This window comes from Georgenia muralis (genome assembly GCF_003814705.1).
GTDB lineage: Bacteria > Actinomycetota > Actinomycetes > Actinomycetales > Actinomycetaceae > Georgenia > Georgenia muralis.
In genome coordinates this window covers 3,182,140-3,200,986 of record NZ_RKRA01000001.1, presented here as the reverse complement: position 1 = coordinate 3,200,986, position 18,847 = coordinate 3,182,140, and the positions used below count along the sequence as shown (strand labels likewise).

16 protein-coding genes are annotated in these 18,847 nt (G+C 76.1%); 7 read left to right on the top strand and 9 right to left on the bottom strand.

What is annotated here, in order from left to right; translation table 11 throughout:
- Window positions 1-125: 125 nt before the first annotated feature.
- Complete coding sequence (locus EDD32_RS14405; RefSeq protein ID WP_123918535.1) at window positions 126-1,478, top strand: cryptochrome/photolyase family protein; 1,353 nt, start codon at window positions 126-128, stop codon at window positions 1,476-1,478.
- Window positions 1,479-1,487: 9 nt separating this feature from the next.
- Here EDD32_RS14405 and hrpB read toward each other — a convergent pair whose 3' ends face one another.
- On the bottom strand, window positions 1,488-3,953 hold the full coding sequence (gene hrpB / locus EDD32_RS14400) for an ATP-dependent helicase HrpB (RefSeq protein WP_123920573.1): 2,466 nt from the start codon (window positions 3,951-3,953) through the stop codon (window positions 1,488-1,490).
- Between the two features lie 74 nt (window positions 3,954-4,027).
- Here hrpB and EDD32_RS14395 point away from each other — a divergent pair, with 74 nt between their 5' ends.
- The 5 genes from EDD32_RS14395 (at window position 4,028) to EDD32_RS14375 (ending at window position 9,134) form a co-directional block, all read left to right on the top strand.
- Entirely contained in the window at window positions 4,028-4,495 is a 468-nt protein-coding gene (locus EDD32_RS14395) for a nitroreductase/quinone reductase family protein (protein ID WP_123918533.1), read from the top strand.
- Window positions 4,492-5,523 (top strand): L-glyceraldehyde 3-phosphate reductase, encoded by a 1,032-nt coding sequence (mgrA, locus tag EDD32_RS14390; RefSeq protein WP_123918531.1) that lies wholly within the window; start codon window positions 4,492-4,494, stop codon window positions 5,521-5,523. The genes EDD32_RS14395 and mgrA overlap by 4 nt, the downstream gene beginning before the upstream one ends.
- Before the next feature lie 5 nt (window positions 5,524-5,528).
- Complete coding sequence (locus EDD32_RS14385) at window positions 5,529-6,746, top strand: phospholipase D-like domain-containing protein (RefSeq protein ID WP_123918529.1); 1,218 nt, start codon at window positions 5,529-5,531, stop codon at window positions 6,744-6,746.
- Between the two features lie 76 nt (window positions 6,747-6,822).
- A complete protein-coding gene (locus tag EDD32_RS14380; RefSeq protein ID WP_342771413.1) occupies window positions 6,823-7,620 on the top strand; it encodes an alpha/beta fold hydrolase in 798 nt (265 codons plus the stop codon).
- Window positions 7,617-9,134, top strand: coding sequence for a SpoIIE family protein phosphatase (locus EDD32_RS14375; RefSeq protein ID WP_123918527.1), 1,518 nt, complete (start codon window positions 7,617-7,619; stop codon window positions 9,132-9,134). The genes EDD32_RS14380 and EDD32_RS14375 overlap by 4 nt, the downstream gene beginning before the upstream one ends.
- A gap of 15 nt (window positions 9,135-9,149) precedes the next feature.
- Here EDD32_RS14375 and EDD32_RS14370 read toward each other — a convergent pair whose 3' ends face one another.
- From EDD32_RS14370 to EDD32_RS14355, 4 genes are read right to left on the bottom strand one after another with little or no spacing between them, the layout of a single operon-like run.
- Window positions 9,150-10,436 (bottom strand): cation:proton antiporter domain-containing protein, encoded by a 1,287-nt coding sequence (locus EDD32_RS14370; protein ID WP_123918525.1) that lies wholly within the window; start codon window positions 10,434-10,436, stop codon window positions 9,150-9,152.
- Between the two features lie 32 nt (window positions 10,437-10,468).
- Entirely contained in the window at window positions 10,469-11,302 is an 834-nt protein-coding gene (locus tag EDD32_RS14365) for an ABC transporter permease (protein ID WP_281274892.1), read from the bottom strand.
- Window positions 11,292-12,272: an ABC transporter ATP-binding protein gene (locus tag EDD32_RS14360; RefSeq protein WP_246006146.1), complete on the bottom strand. Its 981-nt coding sequence runs from the start codon at window positions 12,270-12,272 to the stop codon at window positions 11,292-11,294. Before EDD32_RS14360 ends, EDD32_RS14365 begins: the two co-directional genes overlap by 11 nt.
- Before the next feature lies 1 nt (window position 12,273).
- Entirely contained in the window at window positions 12,274-13,425 is a 1,152-nt protein-coding gene (locus tag EDD32_RS14355) for a LolA family protein (RefSeq protein WP_123918523.1), read from the bottom strand.
- A 109-nt stretch (window positions 13,426-13,534) separates the two neighbouring features.
- Here EDD32_RS14355 and rlmC point away from each other — a divergent pair, with 109 nt between their 5' ends.
- Window positions 13,535-14,791 carry a 23S rRNA (uracil(747)-C(5))-methyltransferase RlmC gene (rlmC, locus tag EDD32_RS14350; protein WP_123918521.1) on the top strand — a complete coding sequence of 419 codons (1,257 nt, stop codon included), beginning with the start codon at window positions 13,535-13,537 and terminating at the stop codon, window positions 14,789-14,791.
- On the opposite strand, the gene EDD32_RS14345 is transcribed toward rlmC, so the two are convergent.
- The 4 genes from EDD32_RS14345 to EDD32_RS14330 form a co-directional block, all read right to left on the bottom strand.
- Window positions 14,755-15,747: an iron-siderophore ABC transporter substrate-binding protein gene (locus EDD32_RS14345; RefSeq protein WP_123918519.1), complete on the bottom strand. Its 993-nt coding sequence runs from the start codon at window positions 15,745-15,747 to the stop codon at window positions 14,755-14,757. The two genes, rlmC and EDD32_RS14345, sit on opposite strands and share 37 nt — an antisense overlap.
- Before the next feature lie 88 nt (window positions 15,748-15,835).
- On the bottom strand, window positions 15,836-16,642 hold the full coding sequence (locus tag EDD32_RS14340) for an ABC transporter ATP-binding protein (RefSeq protein WP_123918517.1): 807 nt from the start codon (window positions 16,640-16,642) through the stop codon (window positions 15,836-15,838).
- On the bottom strand, window positions 16,639-17,685 hold the full coding sequence (locus EDD32_RS14335) for a FecCD family ABC transporter permease (protein WP_170175310.1): 1,047 nt from the start codon (window positions 17,683-17,685) through the stop codon (window positions 16,639-16,641). Before EDD32_RS14335 ends, EDD32_RS14340 begins: the two co-directional genes overlap by 4 nt.
- Entirely contained in the window at window positions 17,682-18,671 is a 990-nt protein-coding gene (locus EDD32_RS14330; RefSeq protein ID WP_246006145.1) for a FecCD family ABC transporter permease, read from the bottom strand. Before EDD32_RS14330 ends, EDD32_RS14335 begins: the two co-directional genes overlap by 4 nt.
- Between the last annotated feature and the right edge of the window lie 176 nt (window positions 18,672-18,847).

The window sequence follows — 18,847 nt, the reverse complement described above, 5'->3', positions numbered from 1 at the left end:
CATCGTACGCCTGTTCGACCCGGCGCGACCTCGCGGCCCTGCGCCGGGGTTCTCAGGCTCAGGCGTGTCCCCTCGGCCGGCTGGTCCCAGCGGCGTGGCCGGGTAGGCACGGATAGTGTCCGGACGTGCCCACCACCGTCCTGTGGTTCCGCCGCGACCTGCGCCTGCGGGACCATCCCGCCCTGCTCGCCGCCGCGGGGGCCGGCCCGGTGGTGCCGGTGTTCGTCCTCGACCCGGCCTTCGACGGCGCGGGCGCAGCCCGGCGCGACGCGCTCCATGGCGCCCTGCGGTCGTTGCACGAGGCCACCGGCGGCGCCCTGGTCGTGCGGCGCGGCCGGCCCGAGGAGGTCCTTCCCGCTCTCGTCCGCGAGACCGGGGCGGCCGCGGTGCACGTCAGCCGGGAGACCACCCCGTACGGGCGCCGGCGCGACGCCGAGGTGGAGCGGGCCCTCGACGTGGACCTCGTGGCCACCGGCACCCCCTACGCCGTCGGCCCCGGGGTCCTGCGCAAGGCCGACGGCACCCCCTACCGCGTCTTCACCCCGTTCTCCCGGGCCTGGCGCGACCACGGGGCGCCCGGCCCGGCGCCCCTGCCCGCGGTCCGGTGGGGCGCGGCGCCCACGGACCCCGCGGGCGCGCGGGTCCTCGCGGGACCGGACACCGGCAGGGCCGGAGGGGCCGGCGAGGACGCCGCACTGCGCCGGTGGGAGGCGTTCCTCGACAACGGGCTCGAGCGCTACGCCGAGCGACGGGACCGGCCGGACGTGGCGGGAACGTCGCGCCTGTCGGCCGACCTCAAGCTCGGCACGGTCCACCCCCGCACGCTCCTCGCCGACGTCGCCGCGCACCGGGCGGGCGGCAGCAGGGGCGCGCAGACCTTCGTCAGCGAGCTGTGCTGGCGTGAGTTCTACGCCGATGTCCTCCACCACCACCCCGCCTCGGCGTGGGCCGACCTGCGCGCGGATCTCGGCTCGCTCGTGTACGACGACCCCGCCGCAGAGCCCACCGCCACCCGGTTCGAGGCGTGGCGGGCCGGACGCACGGGCTACCCGTTCGTCGACGCCGGCATGCGCCAGCTCCTCGCCGAGGGGTGGATGCACAACCGGGTCCGCATGGTCACGGCGTCCTTCCTCGTCAAGGATCTCCACGTGTGGTGGCCGCACGGGGCCCGCCACTTCCTCGACCTCCTGCGTGACGGCGACATCGCCTCCAACAGCCACGGGTGGCAGTGGGCCGCGGGCACCGGCACGGACGCCGCCCCCTACTTCCGCGTCTTCAACCCCGTGGCCCAGGGCCTGCGGTTCGACCCCGACGGCGACTACGTGCGCCGGTACGTCCCCGAGCTCGCACACCCGGCCGGCGCCGCCGCGCACGAGCCGTGGCGCCACGGCGGGGCACCGGGATACCCCGAGCGGGTGGTCGACCACGCCGCCGAGCGGGTGGAGGCGCTCGCCCGCTACGAGGCCGCCCGTCGCTGACCCAGCCCCTCACGCACGCCGGGGCCGGCCGGTGCCGCGGGTGGGCGCCGCCGTGAGCGGGTCCTCCGGCCACGCGTGGCGCGGGTAGCGCCCGCGCAGCTCGGCCCGCACCTGGGTGTACCCGGTGGCCCAGAACGACGCCAGGTCGTCGGTGACCGCGGCGGGGCGACGGGCCGGGGAGAGCAGGTGCACGAGCACCGGCACCCGCCCGCCGGCCAGACGGGGGGCCTCCTGCCAGCCGAAGACCTCCTGGATCCGGGCCGCCAGGACGGGCCGCTCCCCGGTGTAGTCCACCGCGGCGGACGAGCCGCTGGGCAGGGTCACCCGCTCGGGGGCCAGCTCGTCCAGGCGGGCGGCCTCGGGCCAGGGCAGGAGCCGGCGCAGGGCACCGAGAAGGTCGAGGCGCTGCAGGTCGCCGGCGCCCCGGACCCGGGCGAGGTCGGGCCCGAGCCAGGAGTCGAGCTCGAGCAGGGCGTCGTCGCCGACGTCGGGCCAGGGCTCGCCCAGCGCGCGGTGGAGGAACGCGAGCCGGGCGCGCAGGGCGCGGGCCGCCGCCGACCACGCGAGGGTGTCCAGGCCGTCGCTGCGCAGCGCCTCCCGCACGGCGCCGACCACCTGGTCCGGAGCCGGGTCGAACGGGGTCGAGGTCAGCTCCACCGCTCCCAGGGCGAGGGTGCGGCGGGCGATCACCCGTCCCTCCCAGCGCACCTCCTCCTCCTCGTGGAGCGTCGCGCCGGCTGCCTCCAGGGCGAGGTCCTCGTCGACGGGGACGGCGGAGCGGATGAGGGCGTCGCGTCGCCCGGCGGTGCGCTCGGCGTCGGCGACCGCGAGCCAGGGTGAGCCGGCCAGTCCCGAGCCCGGCGGCAGGACCGCCCCCGTGCCCGAGACCATGAGGTACCCCGACCCGCCGGGACGCAGCCGGGCCAGGCGGTCGGGGTGGGCGAGGGCGACGACGAGCCCGACGGCGAGGTCGTCGGGCAGCGCAGCACCCGGCGCCGCGCCGGTCCCGCCGCGCCGCTCGTCGAGGAGGCTGCGCAGGCGCCGGGCCTGCGCGGCCCACGCGGCCGACCCCGCGCCGCCGCGCCGCAGCGCTCGCAGGGCCGCGACGAGATCGTCCCCCGCTGTGGACTCGGTCAGCAGCGCCACCGCCTCCGCCGCTCGTCGGGCGCCGACCACCGGGGCGGCGTCGAGCAGCGCCCGGGCCAGGCGCGGGTCCGCCGGGACCGCGGCGATCGCCCGCCCTCGGGCGGTCACCGTGCCGGCGTCGTCGAGCGCCCCGAGCCGGCGCAGGGTCGCCCGGGCGGCGTCCGCCGCCGCGGGCGGTGGCGGGTCGAGCAGGGTCAGGTCGCCCCCGCCCCAGCACGCGACCTCGAGGACGAAGGACGCCAGGTCGGCGGTGGCGATCTCCGGGGCGGGGTGCTCGCGCAGGCCGGCGTGCTCCGCCGGCGACCAGCACCGGTACACGGCGCCGGGGCCCTCCCGACCCGCCCGCCCGGCCCGCTGCTCGGCCGCGGCCCGGCTCACGCCAACGGTCACCAGCCCGGCCAGACCGCGGCGGTGGTCGGTGCGCGGCTCCCGGGAGAACCCGGCGTCGACGACCACCCGCACGCCCGGGACGGTGAGGGACGACTCCGCCACCGCGGTGGAGAGCACCACCTTCCGGCGCGGGCCGGGGTCGAGCGCGCGGTCCTGCTCGGGTCCGGGCAGGCGGCCGTGGAGGGGCCGGACGTCGGCGTCGACCCCCGCCAGCCGGCGGGCCACCGCGCCGATCTCACCGGCGCCGGGCAGGAAGACGAGCACGTCGCCGGACCGCTCCCCCAGCGCCCGGCGGACCGTCGGGGCCACGTGGCCGAGGAACGCCGGGGTCACCCCCCGGTGGTCCGCCCGCGCCGCGGGCGGCGGGCACCACAGGATCTCGACGGGGTGCAGGGCGCCCGTCACCGAGACCACCGGGACCCCCTCGCCGAGCAGCGCGGCGGTCCTCGCGGCCTCGACGGTCGCCGACATCGCCACGAGCGGGAGGTCCGGGCGCAGGTTGGCGCGGACGTCCACGAGCAGCGCCAGGGCGAGGTCGGCGTCAAGATGACGCTCGTGGACCTCGTCCAGGACGACCGCGCCGACGCCGGGGAGCTCGGGGTCGCGCTGGAGCCGGCGCAGCAGCACCCCGGTGGTGACGACCTCGACGCGCGTGCGCGGCCCGACCACCCGGTCACCCCGGACGCTGTAGCCCACGGTCGCTCCGAGGGGCTCGCCCAGCAGGTACGCGAGTCGGCGGGCCGCGGCCCGGACGGCGACCCGCCGGGGCTGGGTGAGCACGACCGTGCCCGGCACGTGCGCGGCGAGCGCGGGCGGCACGAGGGTCGTCTTGCCGGTGCCCGGCGGGGCATGGACGACGGCGGCGCCGCGGGCGCGCACGGCGTCGACGAGCTCGGCCAGCGCCCCCGCGACGGGCAGGTCGGGCGGGTCGGCGAGCAGCCGGGCGACGGGGTCAACGGGCACCTTCGGTAGTGTGCCCGCAACGCGCCCACCGCGCGGACCGAGGAGGCCCGATGCCCGCCGACGCCCTGCTCCGGGCGATGAACGCCGGCCACCGCGCGCTCCTGGTCCTCTCCCGCGGCCGGGTGGGGCGGGTCGCGGCCGGCATGCCCGTCCTGGAGCTGACGACGACCGGCCGGCGCACCGGCCGGCGCCACACCGTCCTGCTCACCGCCCCGCTCCACGACGGCGCCGGCTACGTCGTCGTCGCCTCCCGCGGCGGTGACGACCGGCCGCCGGCGTGGCTGGTCAACCTCACCGCGGACCCGCGTGTCCACGTGCGTCCGCCCGGGGCCCCGGGCCGCGCGATGCACGCCCGGGTCGCCGGCCCCGCGGAGCGGGCCGAGCTGTGGCCGCGGATCGTCGCCGGTCACCCGCTGTACGCCCGGTACCAGGAGCGGACCAGCCGGGAGATCGCCGTCGTCGTCCTGGCACCGGCCCTTGGACACGGCGTCGCGGACGGGCCAGACTCGTCGCCATGACGTACAACCCTTCCCCCGCCCGTTACGACGACATGGTCTACCGCCGCACCGGCGCCAGCGGCCTCGACCTCCCTGCGGTGTCGCTGGGCCTGTGGCACAACTTCGGGGACGACATGCCCTTCGAGACCCAGCGCGCGATCCTGCGTCGCGCCTTCGACCTGGGCGTCACCCACTTCGACCTGGCCAACAACTACGGCCCGCCCTACGGCTCGGCGGAGCGCAATTTCGGCCGCCACCTCGCCGACGACCTCCGTCCCTACCGCGACGAGCTCGTCATCTCGACCAAGGCCGGGTACGACATGTGGCCGGGCCCGTACGGTCAGGGCGGCGGCTCGCGCAAGTACCTTCTCGCGAGCCTGGACCAGTCCCTGGCCCGGATGGGCCTGGACTACGTCGACATCTTCTACTCCCACCGCTTCGACGCCTCCACCCCGCTGGAGGAGACGATGGGGGCCCTGCACACCGCCGTCACGAGCGGCAAGGCGCTGTACGCCGGGATCTCCTCCTACGGCCCCGAGGACACCCGGCGCGCCGCGCAGATCCTCGCCGACCTCGGCACCCCGCTGCTCATCCACCAGCCGTCGTACTCGATGCTCAACCGCTGGATCGAGAGCGAGGGGCTCCTCGACGCCCTCGCCGACGTCGGAGCCGGGTGCATCGCGTTCTCGCCGCTCGCGCAGGGCATGCTCACCGGCAAGTACCTCGGCGGCATCCCCGAGGGCTCGCGCGCCAGCCAGGGCAAGTCGCTCTCCCCCGACCTGCTCACCGACGCCACACTCGACCACGTGCGCAAGCTCGCCGAGATCGCCGAGGGCCGCGGGCAGGGCCTGGCCCAGATGGCCCTGGCGTGGGCGCTGCGCGACGAGCGGGTGACCTCGGTCCTCATCGGCGCCTCCAGCGTGGCCCAGCTCGAGCAGAACCTCGGCGCCCTGGACAACCTCTCCTTCACCGACGACGAGCTCGCCACGATCGACGACCACGCGCGCGACGCGGGCATCGACCTGTGGGCCGGCTTCCGCCGGGCCTGACCACCATGAGCGAGGCGACCCGGCCTGAACCCGGCGAGGGCGTGACCGGGCCCGGGGCCGAGGGCGGGGAGGACTCGCGCCGCCGGTTGCGGCGCACCCTCGAGTGCCTCATCGGGGTGCACTTCACCGAGGGCAACGCCGTCCAGGTGCTGCACAACGGCGACGAGATCTTCCCCGCCATGCTCGAGGCGATCGGTGGGGCCCGCCGCAGCGTCGACCTCATGACGTTCGTGTACTGGAAGGGCTGGCCCGCCCGGGCGTTCGCCGACGCACTGTCCGACCGGGCCCGCGCGGGCGTGCGGGTGCGCGTGCTCATCGACGCCCTCGGCGGCTTCCACATCGAGCCCGGCCTCGTCCAGGCGATGGAGGCCGCGGGCGTGGACGTCCAGTGGTTCCGACGTCCCCTCGTGCGCTCGCCCTTCAAGCAGAACCACCGCGGCCACCGCAAGGTCTGCGTCGTGGACGAGTCCCTCGCGTTCACCGGCGGGGTCGGCATCGCCGAGGAGTGGGCCGGCGACGCCCGCGACGAGACGCAGTGGCGCGACACCCACTTCCGGGTCGAGGGCCCGGCGGTGGACGGCCTCGCCGCGGCGTTCGTCCAGGACTGGGCCGAGACCGGCCGGTCCCTCTACGACGAGCGCGACCGGTTCCCCGACCACCCCCACCGGGGCGACGCGGTGGTCCAGGTCGTGCGTGGCTCGGCCAGCATCGGCTGGGACGACATCCACACGGTGTGGTACGTCCTCATGCGCTCGGCCCGCCGGCGCATCCGTCTCCAGAGCGCCTACTTCGCCCCCGACGAGGCGATGCGGGCCGCGCTGCGCGAGGCGGCCGCGCGCGGGGTCGAGGTCGACGTCCTCGTGCCCGGTCCGCACGCGGACAAGCGGGTGGCCCAGCTCGCCGGCGAGGCGGTCTACGCCGAGCTCGCCGACGCCGGGGTGCGCGTGTGGAACTTCCAGCCCAGCATGCTGCACACGAAGATCATGGTCGTCGACGGCACCGCCGCCCTCGTGGGGTCGAGCAACCTCAACCGCCGCTCCCTCGACCACGACGAGGAGGTCGCGATGGTCGTCCTCGACGCCGCCGTCGTCGAGGTCCTCGAGCAGCAGTTCCTCGACGACCTCGGGCGCAGCCGCGAGATCGACCTCGACCGGTGGCGGCAGCGCTCCCCCCGGCAGCGTGCGCTGGAGGCGGCCGTCGCGCCGATCCGACGCTGGCTCTAGCACCGCCGGCAGCGCGCCTGCCCCGCTGCGCCGGGCCGGCGCGCGGCGGCGGCGCGCCGTCCCGTAGCCTGCCGGGGTGAGAGTGCTCGAGCGCAACAACGTCCGGCTCAGCGGGCCCGAGGGCGCCCCGCCCATGGTCCTCGCGCACGGCTTCGGGTGCGACCAGGGCATGTGGCGTCACGTGGCCCCGGCGTTCGAGCGCTCCCACCGGGTCGTCCTGTTCGACCACGTCGGTGCCGGTGGCTCCGACGTCGCCGCCTTCCGCCCGGAGCGCTACTCCTCCCTCGACGGCTACGCCGAGGACGTCCTGGAGATCCTCGACACCGTCGACCTCGCCCCCGTGACCTTCGTCGGGCACTCGGTCAGCGCGATGATCGGCGCGCTCGCCGCCGCCCGGCGCCCCGAGCGCTTCGCCCGCCTCGTGCTCGTGTGCCCGAACCCCCGGTACACCGACGACGGCGAGTACCGCGGCGGGTTCACGAGCGCGGAGATCGACGAGCTGCTCGAGACCATGGACGAGAACTACCTCGGCTGGTCGGCGTTCATCGCCCCGACGATCATGGGCGTGCCCGACCGGCCCGAGCTCGGCGAGGAGCTCACCTCCAGCTTCTGCCGCACCGACCCGGCCGTGGCGCGCCACTTCGCCCGCACGACCTTCCGCTCCGACAACCGCGCCGACCTGGCGCGGGTGAGCACCCCCGCCCTGGTGGTCCAGACCCGGGAGGACGTCATCGCCCCGCCCTCGGTGGGCGCGTTCGTCCACCGGCACCTCGCCGGCTCCGAGCTGGTCACCCTCGACGCCGTCGGGCACTGCCCCAACCTCAGCGCGCCGGACCAGCTCGTCGCCGCGATGCGCGGGTACCTCGCCGCGTGAACGCCCCACCGGACCCCTGGGACGGTGCGCCGTGCGGGCTCGTCCGGCTCCGGCCCGACGGGACCGTCTCGGCCGCGAACAAGACGTTCCTCTCCTGGGTCGGACGGCCGGTCGCCGAGGTCCTGGGCGGTGCCCGGTTCACCGAGCTGCTGTCCGTGGGCGGGCGGATCTTCTGGGAGACCCACCTCTCCCCGCTGCTGCTCGTGGACGGCAGGTTCGACGAGGTCGCCCTCGAGCTGAGGACGCCCCACGGCCGCCTCCCGGTGCTCGTCGCCGCCACCGCGCGTCCCGACGGCGCCGGGCAGGACGAGGTGCTCGTCGCCGTCTCGGGTGCCCGGGAGCGCAGCCGGTACGAGCGGGACCTCCTCGCCGCCCGCCGCGCGGCGGAGACCTCGACGGCGCGGACGGCGGCGCTGCTCGCCGCGACCTCCGCCCTCTCCCTGGGCGTGGGCGTCGACGGCGTCGGCGCCGCGCTGCTCGAGGCCTCGACCGGTCGGCTCGGCGCCGCTGCCGCGAGCCTCTGGCTCACCGACCCGGACGGACTGGTCCTTCGCTCCCACCTCGGACCGGCCTCGCCGCGTCCGCGTCTGCGGCCGGCCCGGAAGGGGCGATCCACCCGGTCCGAGGGCGAGTGGTTCGTCGCGCCGCTCCACGGCCAGACCCGCCTCCACGGCTTCCTCTCGCTCCTGCCGAGCCCGGCGCCCGGCGCCGAGCCGCTCGACCCCGAGATCGTCACCGCCGTCGCCGAGCAGGCCGGCCTCGCCCTCGACCGGGCCCTGCTCTACGAGCAGAGCACGAGCATCGCCCACCAGCTCCAGGACTCGCTGCTCGCCGGCGAGCCGCCCAGCGACCCCCGCTTCGACGTCACCACCGCCTACCACCCGGGTGTGGACAGCCTTGAGGTGGGCGGGGACTGGTTCGACGCGTTCCGGGTCGACGAGGACACCCTCGCCCTCGTCGTCGGGGACGTGGTGGGCCGGGGGCTCGGGGCCGCGATCGCGATGGGCCAGCTGCGCAGCGCCGTGCGTGCGGTGGCCGGTCCGGGGACGTCCCCGGCCGAGGTCCTCACACGGCTGGACCGTTTCGTCGAGCAGGTCGACGGCGCCGTGTCGGCGACGCTGGCCTACGTCGAGCTCGACCTGGGCACCGGCCGGGCGCGCTACGCGTGCGCCGGCCACATGCCGCCCCTCCTGCTGCCCGTCGACGGCCCCGGGCGCCTGGTGTGGGGCGGGCGCTCGACGCCGCTCGGCCTCGGGCACCCCGGCCGGGGCCGCGTGGAGGACACGCTCGAGCTGGCGACCGGGGACCGCCTTCTGCTGTTCACCGACGGGCTCGTCGAGCGGCGCGACCGGTCCCTGCGCACGGGACTGGCCACTCTCACCGCTCACCTCGACGAGGTGGGCGGCCTGCCGCCCGCCGACCTCGTCGCCGCCCTCACCGCCCGCCTCCTGGAGGGCGGTGAGGGGCACGACGACGTGTGCGTCCTCCTGCTCCGGCGGCTCGGCGGGGGGTAGCGGGCCCCCTGGTGGTCACACGGGGGTGGTCGGCGCCGCCTCCGGCCGGCCGCTGACGGCGGCCGCCCGCTCCCGGCGGCGGTCGAGCTCGGCCATGAACGGTGTGGCGGTGACGCCGTGGATGACGACGGAGGTCACCACGACGAGCCCGACGGTGGCCCAGAGCGTCTCCGCCTGGTCGAACTCCGCCTTCCCCAGGGCGTAGGAGACGTAGTACAGCGAGCCGATCCCGCGGATGCCGAAGTACGCGATCGCGCCGCGCTCACGGGGCCCGGTCTTCCCGCCGGCGAGCCCCACCCAACCCGTGAGGGGGCGCACCAGGAGCACCGCCGCCAGCGCCAGGGCGACGTGCTGCCAGCCCACCTCGGCGAGGAGCCCGCGGGCGACGGCACCCCCGAGGAGGATGAGGACGACGATGGTGAGGAGCCGCTCGATCTGCTCGACGTACTCGTGGAGGATCTTGTGGTAGCCGTGGTCCCGCTCGGCCGATCGGATGGTCAACGCGCAGACGAAGACGGCGACGAAGCCGTACCCCTCGATGAGCTCGGCCGCGCCGTAGGCGGCGAAGGTGGCTGCGAGCGCGACGAAGCCCTCGCCGTGCTCGGCCAGCCGGAAGCGCTCGGAGGGGGCCCGGAAGAACAGGGTGCGCAGGAGCCACCCGACCCCGACGCCGACGAGCACCCCGGCCGTCAGGCGCCACACCACGTCGACGAGCAGCCACTCACCGAGCCAGCCCGACGGTGCCACCCCCGCCGTCGCGATGGCGATCGCGGCGTAGGTGAAGGGGAAGGCCAGGCCGTCGTTGAGGCCGGCCTCGGAGGTCAGCGCGAACCGTGCCTCGTCCTCGTCCGACGGGTCGTCGGACGGTTCGCCCACCTGCACCTCGCTCGCCAGGACCGGGTCGGTGGGGGCCAGGGCGGCGGCGAGGAGCACGGCGCCCGCCGCACCCAGGCCCAGCAGCCAGCCGCCGAGGAGACCCACCGCGAGCATGGTCAGCGGCATCGTGATGCCCAGCAGCCGCCAGGTGGTGATCCACCGCCGCCACCCGATCGGGCGGTTGAGCGCCAGACCCGCGCCCATGAGGGAGATGATGACGACGACCTCGGTCAGGTGCGTGGCGACGCCGCCGTGCGCCAGCGGGTCCGGGTCGGGCAGCTCGGGGATCGTGGCGAACGCGAGGACCCCCGCGCCGAGGAAGGCCATGGGCATGGACACCGGGGCACGCCGCAGCGCGACGGGCAGGAGCGCCGCGAGGAGGGCGGCGAGGCCCGCGGCGGCATAGATGAGGCCGGTCGTGTCCACGTGGGGTGCCTTCCGAAAGAGGGGTCGGAGGATCAGGAAAGCACGTCCTTGGTCACGAAGCGCCCGTAGGCGAGCGCACCGAAGGTGAGCACGTACCCCGCCTGCAGGAGCGCGTTGTCCGTGAAGGACCCCCACGCCATCGGGTTGCGCAGGAGGTCGGCGAAGCCGAGCCAGTGGTGGCTGAGCAGCCACGGGTGGAGCCACTCGAGCTGCGCGAGGGAGTCGAGCACCTGGGAGACGATGGCGAGGACGACGGTGGTCGCCATGGCGCCGACCGGGACCTCGGTGAGGGTGGAGACGAACAGCCCGACGGCGGCGAGCCCGAGGAGGGAGACCGTGACGTAGCCGGCCACGAGGAGGGACCGGACCACCGACTCGCCCGTCCCGACCGTGTCGCCGGAGAGCAGGGTCACGGGGCCGACCGGGAAGAGGGCGGCGCCGATCGCGGCGCCGGTGAGCACCACCGTCAGGGTCGCGGCCACGCAGAACGCCGCGGCGCCCGCGAACTTGACCAGGAGCAGCCGGACCCGCCCGGCCGGGGCGATGAGCAGGTACCGCAGCGTCCCCAGGCCGGCCTCGCCGGCGATCGTGTCCCCGGCGACGACGCCCACGGTCAGGGGGAGGAACAGCGGCACGGTGACGACGAGCGCCGTCACCGAGACGAACAGGCCGTTCTGGGTGATCCGGTCGATGAAGGTTGGCCCCTCCCCCGGCCCCGGCGGGGAGGACGACAGCCGCACCGCGACGGCGATGAGGACGGGGATCGCCGCGAGCGCGAGGAGCATCGCCCAGGTCCGGCGCCGGCGGAACAGCACGGCCAGCTCCGAGCCCAGCAGGGCCCACCCCGGCGAGGCCTCACTGGGCAACGTCGAACCCCTCCCCGGTCAGGGCCACGAACCGCTCCTCGAGGGTGGGCTCCTCCACGGCGAACCCGCGGACCCGGACCCCGGCCGCGACGAGCGCGACGACGATCGTCTCGGGCGCCGGACCGGGCGTGGCGTCCCCGGTCGCGCCGCCGAACCTCGCCAGGACGGCGTCACCGGCCGGCTCCGGGTCGAGCCCGAGCCGGGCGAGCTCGGCGGCCGCGGCGGCGCCGTCGGGGGTGCGCACCCGCACACGGGCCGCCCCGCCCGAGCGGCGGAGCTCCGCCAGGCTGCCCTGCGCCACGAGGGACCCCGCGCTCATGACGGCCACGTGTGTGCACATCTGCTCGACCTCGGCCAGCAGGTGGCTCGAGACGAACACCGTCGCGCCCTCCGCGGCGAGGGAGCGGACGAGGCTGCGCACCTCGCGCGTGCCCTGGGGGTCCAGGCCGTTGGTGGGCTCGTCCAGGACGAGGAGGTCACGCGGGGAGAGGAGCGCACCGGCGATGCCGAGCCGCTGCTTCATGCCGAGCGAGAAGGCCCGCACCCGCTTGCCCGCCGCGTGCGACAGGCCCACCCGCTCCAGCGCGCGGTGGACCCGCTCGGTCCGGGTGGCCGACGGGGCGTACCGGTTCGCGGTGTCGAGGCGCTCGAGGTTGGCGGTACCGGAGAGAAAGGGGTAGAACGCCGGTCCCTCCACGAGGGCGCCGACCCGGGGCAGGACCTCGCGCAGCCCGCGCGGGACCTCCTGCCCGAGGACCCGGGCGCCGCCCTCGGTGGCCGAGGCGAGGCCGAGGAGCACACGGATCGTCGTGGTCTTGCCGGACCCGTTGGGACCGAGGAAGCCGAAGACCGCGCCGCGCGGGACGGCGAGGTCGACCGCGTCCACGGCTCGCTGCCGGCCGAACCGCTTGGTCAGGGCCGTGGTCTCGATCGCCAGCTCCGTCGCCCCGGGCGCCACGGCGGTGCCCACGTCAGGACGCGGCGACGGCGAGGAGCCGCTCGAGGGGGACGGCGCCGGCGAGCACCCGGCCGTCGTCGGTGAGCAGGACGGTGAGCAGCGACGTCGACAGAGCCCGGCCGTCGTCGACCTCGGTGGTGAGCTGGTCGAGCAGCGGGTCGTCCAGGAGGTCGGTCCCGGCCGGGGCGACGACCACAGCGTCCCAGCCCGAGCCCTCGAGCCCGAAGCCCTCCGCGGCCGCGAGGTCGCGGGGGCCCGCCGTCGCGTCGTCGCCGGGCAGGCCAGGGTGCGACCGGTCGACGCCGTGCGGGTTCTCGGGCAGTCCGTCCGCGAGCCCCTCGGGCAGCTCCTTCTCGACGACCTCGGCCCCCTCGGGGGGCTCGAAGGCGAACAGACCCGCGTCCGGGGCGACCGGGTCGAAGGAGGTGTACGCGAGCGAGAGGGCGGGGTCCTGCTGCCCGACGGCGCGGACGGTGACCGCCAGCGGGAAGCCCGTCTCCGCGTCGACGGCGAGGCTCACCGAGTCCACGAGGGTGTCCTCGGTGCGGGGGTCCACGACCAGCTCGTACGCGGGCCGGCCGGCGACGAGCCGGTCCTCGCCGACCGTGAGGTCCGCACCGTCCTCGGCGGCCGCGACGAACCGTGCGGCCACCTCCTCGGGGGTGAGCGAGTGCCCCGTCGTCGCGCCGCCCGGGACGGCGTCCGCCGGGAGGGTGAGGTGGGTGGCGGTGTTCTCGGCGGAGTCGTAGAGCCACACCTGCGTGCCCGAGCGGACGAGGTCGACCTGGTCGAACCGGTCGAGGAGCTGCACCCGCACGCGCTCGGGACCGTCGGCGTAGATCCGGCCGGACCGGTCCTGCGTCAGCGCCGCCAGCACCTCGCCGACCACCGCGGCCGGGTCGGCCCCGGACGGGCCGGCCGAGGGGTCGCCCGGTCCGGCAAACCCGCCGGGGAGCTCGGGCAGGCCCAGGTCCGAGGTCTGCTCGAAGGCGCCGGAGAAGGACTCGACCTCGTGCTCCGCCGCCATGACGAGGACCTCCTCGGCGGTGAGGTCGGGCAGGTCCACGGCCGCGCCGGCCTGCCCGGCGACGACGAGCGAGCCCGCCCCGATCGCCGCCGGCACGACGATCGCCGGGATCCACCTGGTCCACGCGTCGCGCCTCATGGCACGACGTTACGTCGCGGGAGTGCGTCCCGCCAGACCCCGACGCCCCTGACCCCCTCCGCCCGACCGCCCGACCGCCCGCCTCCCGCCCGACGTAGACTCCCACCCTGTGCAGTGCTCCTACTTCGACGCGGACCGCTGCCGTTCCTGCTCCCTCATGGGCCGGCCCTACGACGACCAGCTCGCCGGCAAGCAGCGCCACTGCGAGGAGCTGCTGCCGGCCGGGGTCGAGTGGCTGCCACCGGTGCCGAGCCAGGAGTCCGGGTACCGCAACAAGGCCAAGATGGTCGTCGCCGGCACGGTCGAGCACCCGACGCTGGGCATCCTCGACGCGGACGGACGCGGGGTGGACCTGCGCGGGTGCGGGGTGACCGCCGCCGACCTGCGCGCGTCCTTCGACGTCCTCGCCGCCTTCGTCACCCGTGCGCACCTCACCCCGTACGACGTCCCCACCCGCCGCGGAGAGCTGAAGTACCTGCTCCTGACCGGCTCCGCCGACGGCGAGCTCATGCTGCGGTTCGTCCTGCGCTCCCAGGAGCCCCTCACACGCCTGCGCAAGCACCTGCCCTGGCTCCGGGCCGCCCTGCCGCGCCTTGAGGTCGTCTCGGTCAACCTCCAGCCCGAGCACAAGGCCGTGCTCGAGGGCCCGCGCGAGATCGTGCTGACCGAGGCCACCGCGCTGCGGATGCGCGTCGGCGACGTCGACCTCCACCTGCGTCCGCAGAGCTTCTTCCAGACCAACACCGCCGTCGCGGCCGCGCTGTACCGCCAGGCAAGACAGTGGGTGGCCGAGGTCGACCCCGGCACGGTGTGGGACCTGTACTGCGGGGTCGGCGGGTTCGCCCTGCACCTGGCGGACGGCCGGCGCGACGTCGTCGGGATCGAGACCAGCCACGAGGCGGTCGCCAGTGCGGAGGCCGGCCGGGACGCCGCCGGGCTGACGTCGGTGCGCTTCCTCGCCGGCGACGCCACGACCTACGCCCTGTCGGCCGAGGACGTCCCGGACCTCGTGGTGGTCAACCCGCCGCGGCGGGGCATCGGGGCCGACCTGGCCGCCTGGCTGGAGGCCTCCGGCACCCGGCACGTGGTGTACTCCAGCTGCAACGCGGCCTCTCTCGCCCGGGACCTCGCCGCCATGCCGTCCCTGGCCGTGCGCCGGGCCCGGGTGCTGGACATGTTCCCCCAGACCGACCACTGCGAGGTGATCGTCCTGCTCGAGCGGGAGAACCCGCACCGCCCGGCGGCGGACGCGGCGGTGGCCCGCGTCGTCGCGGGCCACCTCGAGGTCCCCGGCGCCGCGGGCCGCGCGCCCCGCAGCCCCGGCCGCGATCAGTCCGCCGCGGCGGCGGAGATCAGCTCGACGTAGGTGTCCAGACCCCAGTCGACCGACAGCGCGGTGGGCGGGGACATCGCCGCGACGAGCTCGTCGCCGGTGATCGCGGCCACCGAGCCCTCCGCCACGGCGGGGATCGCCTGGGCGTAGGACTGCCCGAGGAAGGTCTCGACCTCCTCCTCGGTGCTGGCGTAGGTGACGAGGATGTCGGACTCGAGCCGGTCGGTCTCCTCGTAGCTGAGGGTGTAGACGAAGCTCTCCTCGCCGCTGGCGAGCTCCTCGACGGCCGGGGCGCTGACCAGCCCGAGGTCGAGGAGGAAGTCCACCCGGGAGTCCTGCGGCTTGTACACCCAGAACGTCCCGCCGACGTCCCACACCGCGGCCACGCTCTTCCCCTCGAGCTCGGGGTGGGCGGCGGCCTCCTCCTCGATCCGGGCGTCGAGGTCGGCGACGAGCTCCTCGGCCTCGGCGGTGCGGCCCAACGCCTCGCCGACGATGGTGATGACCTCGCGCCACGGCGTCGTCCAGGGCTCCTCGGGGAAGGCGACCGTCGGGGCGATCTCGCTGAGGATCTCGTACTGCTCGGCGGTCAGGCCCGAGTACGGGGCCAGGATGACGTCCGGCTCGAGCGCGCCGATCTCCTCGTAGGCGGGCTCCTCCACGCTCGCCGGCACCATCGTGGGCTCCTCGCCGGTCTCCGCGAGCGCCTCGGTCACCCACGGGAGCCGGCCGTCCTCGTCCGCAGCGTAGGTCTGGGCCTCGATACCCACCGGTACGACGCCGAGCGCCAGTGCCGCCTCGGTGCTCCCCCAGCCCAGGGTCACCACGCGCCGGGCGTCGCCGGGCACCTCGGTCTGCCCGAACGCGTGCGTGAGCGTGACGCCGGCCGCGGTCGTGGCGGGTGCGTCCGCCTCCCCGCCGGCAGGACCGGAGCAGGCGGACAGGGCGAGGACCAGCGGGACGGCCACGGCCGCGAGCCGGTAGTTCATGGAGTCTCCAGGGTGTTCCGGACGAGCGTCGCCGACGGGCGACTTAGGCAAGCCTTACCTTACCTATATCCGGCCGGGCGTCGAACCGTCAGGACGTGACCTGCGTCACCCGGCCGCGCGGGACGACCATGGGCGCACCGGCGACGGGGTCGGGAAGGACCTCGGCGTCGAGGCCGAACGCCAGGCGCAGCAGGTCCGGGGTGATGACCTCGGCCGGCGTGCCGGCCGCCACCACCGAGCCCTCCGCCATGACCACGAGGTGGTCGGCGTAGCGCGCAGCGAGGTTGAGGTCGTGCAGGACCATGACCACGGTGGTCCCGCGCTCGCGGTTGTGGGCGCGCAGGAGGTCGAGCACGTCGAGCTGGTGGGCGACGTCGAGGAACGTGGTGGGCTCGTCCAGCAGAAGGATGTCGGGGTCCTGGGCGAGCGCCATCGCGATCCACACCCGCTGACGCTGGCCCCCGGAGAGCTCCTCGACCCGGCGGGCCGCCAGGTCCGCGGTGCCCGTCGCGGCGAGCGACGCGGCCACGACGTCGTCGTCGGTGCTGCTCCACCGCCGGAACCGGCCCTGGTGGGGGTAGCGACCCCGGCCCACGAGGTCGGCGACCGTGATGCCCTCCGGGGCGGTCGGCGACTGGGGCAGGATGCCGACGACGCGCGCCACCTCCTTCGCGGGCAGCCGGTGCACCGGTGCGTCGTCGAGCAGCACCTGTCCCGCGCGCGGCCGCAGGAGCCGGGCCAGGCCCCGCAGCAGGGTGGACTTGCCGCAGCCGTTGGCCCCGACGACCACCGTGGTGGCGCCGTCGGGCACCACGAGGTCGAGGTCGCGCACGACGAGGTCGCCGTCGTAGGCCAGGCTCAGCCCGCGCGCCTGGAGCTGGTGGGCGGGTCTCATGCTCCGCGTCCTTCCCGGTTGCCGGTCGCCAGCAGCCACAGCAGGTAGGGGGCGCCGACCACCCCCGTGACGATCCCGACCGGCACCGGCTGGGCGAGGAGGTGCTGCGCGGCGAGGTCGGCCGCCAGCACGAGCACGACCCCCACGACGGCGCTGGGCACCAGGGCCAGCCCGGGCAGCAGGCGCCGGGCGACGGGGGCGCTGACGAACGCGACGAACGCGACCGGCCCGGCCAGGGCCGTCGCCGCGGCCGCCAGGGCGACGGCGACCCCGAGGGCCGTCAGCCGGGCGGCCTCCACCCGGACACCGAGGCCGGCGGCGGCGTCGTCACCGAGCTGGAGGATGCGCAGCCGCGGGGCGAGCAGCGCCACGCCCGGCACCAGCGCGGCGAGCGCGACCGCGAGCACTGCGACCTCGTCCCAGGCCGGGGTGCCGATGCTCCCCACGGTCCACACCAGCACCTCGCGCACGTCGTTGATGCCCGCGCGGCTGACGAGGTAGCCCAGGCCCGCGTTGACGACGAAGGCCACGGCCACACCGATGAGGACGAAGCGGTAGCCCGACACGCCGTCGCGCCAGGCGAGCAGGTAGATCGCGACGGCGGCCACGACCGCCCCGGCGAGGGCGGCGAGGGAGACCCCGGCGCCCGAGAGCCCGCCGAGGAGGATCGCCGCCGCGGCGGCCAGGCTCGCCCCGCCGCTGACGCCGAGGATGTCCGGGCTGGCGAGCGGGTTGCGCAGGACGGTCTGGAACAGCGCCCCCGACAGGGCCAGGGCCACGCCGACCCCGGCGCCGAGCGCGAGGCGGGGCAGCCGGAGCCGCTCGAGCACGAAGGACTCCCCCGCACCGGCCTGCCCGGAGACCAGGCGGAGGAGGTCGCCGGCGTGCCCTCCGACGGTGAGGGTGACCCAGGCGAGCAGGAGGCCGGCCGCCACGAGCGCGGTGAGGACGAGCCGCCGCCGGCGCACCGCCCGCCGCAGGGCGCCCGCCGGGTCGGGGACCGGCCGGGGCGCCGTCGCCGCGGCGACCGCCGCCGCGGTCACAGGCCGGCCACCTTGGTGCGCCGGACGATCGCCACCAGGGCGGGGGCGCCGACGACGGCGACGACGAGGCCGGCCTCGAGCTCGCCCGGACGCAGGACGAGCCGCCCGACGACGTCGGCGGCCAGGAGGACCACCGGGCCCAGGACGACCGAGTACGGCAGGAGCCACCGATGGTCGGGGCCGGTGAGGGGCCGGGCGAGGTGCGGGACGACGAGGCCGACGAAGACGACCGGGCCCGCCATGGCCGTCGCCGCGCCGGCGAGGAGGACGACCGCGCCCGCGGCAGCGGCCCGCGCGAGGTGGACGTTCTGCCCGAGGCCGCGGGCGAGGTCGTCGCCCAGGGCGAGGAGGTTGAGGGCGCGCGCGGTGACCAGGGCGAGCCCTGCCCCGGCGAGGAGGAACGGCACGAGCGCGACGACCGTGTCGAGGTCGCGTCCGGCGAGGGAGCCCACCGACCAGCGCCGGTAGGCGGCGATGGTGTCGGTGTCGGTGATGAGCAGGAGGGTGATGACCGAGGTGAGCCCGGCCGTGACCGCGGTGCCGGCCAGGGCGAGCTTGACCGGGGTGGCCCCCTCGCGGCCGATGGCACCGACGCCGTAGACGATCGCGGCCGCCACGGCGGCGCCGGCCAGGGCGAACCAGATGAACCGTGACGGGCTCGTCACGCCCAGGACGGCGGTGGCGAGCACGACGGCGAGGGAGGCACCGGCGTTGATGCCCAGGAGTCCGGGGTCGGCGAGGGGGTTGCGGGTGATGCCCTGCATCACCGCGCCTGCCAGGCCGAGGGCCGCACCGGCGGCGAGGCCGACGACCGTGCGGGGCAGCCGCTGGTCGAGGACGACGGCGTGGTCGGTGCTCCCGGTCGGGTCGACGAGCGCACCGAGGACCACACCCGGGGCGATGTCGCGCGCGCCGAGAGCGAGCGAGGCGAGGACGACCAGGGTGAGCGCCGCGACGGCCAGCAGCAGCCCGGTCGCCCGCCGCACGCGCGCCGGCGCCGGCAGCGGCCCCGCACCCGCGGTGCGCAGGCCCGTCGCGGCTGAGCTCGCCGGTGCCGGCCGCTGCGTCGTGGCACCCGTCGGAGTCGTGGGCGTCCGGGGCGACGTGGGCGTCCGGCGCGACGTCGACCGCGCCCGCGACCTCTCCAAGGACCCCGCGGGGC

Bases quoted from the DNA above. Each gene is read 5' to 3' on its own strand.
- EDD32_RS14385 (WP_123918529.1), top strand. From the start codon at position 5,529: ATGAGCGAGGCGACCCGGCCTGAACCCGGCGAGGGCGTGACCGGGCCC.
- EDD32_RS14340 (WP_123918517.1), bottom strand. From the start codon at position 16,642: ATGAGACCCGCCCACCAGCTCCAGGCGCGCGGGCTGAGCCTGGCCTAC.
- EDD32_RS14345 (WP_123918519.1), bottom strand. From the start codon at position 15,747: ATGAACTACCGGCTCGCGGCCGTGGCCGTCCCGCTGGTCCTCGCCCTG.
- EDD32_RS14395 (WP_123918533.1), top strand. From the start codon at position 4,028: ATGCCCGCCGACGCCCTGCTCCGGGCGATGAACGCCGGCCACCGCGCG.
- mgrA (WP_123918531.1), top strand. From the start codon at position 4,492: ATGACGTACAACCCTTCCCCCGCCCGTTACGACGACATGGTCTACCGC.
- EDD32_RS14355 (WP_123918523.1), bottom strand. From the start codon at position 13,425: ATGAGGCGCGACGCGTGGACCAGGTGGATCCCGGCGATCGTCGTGCCG.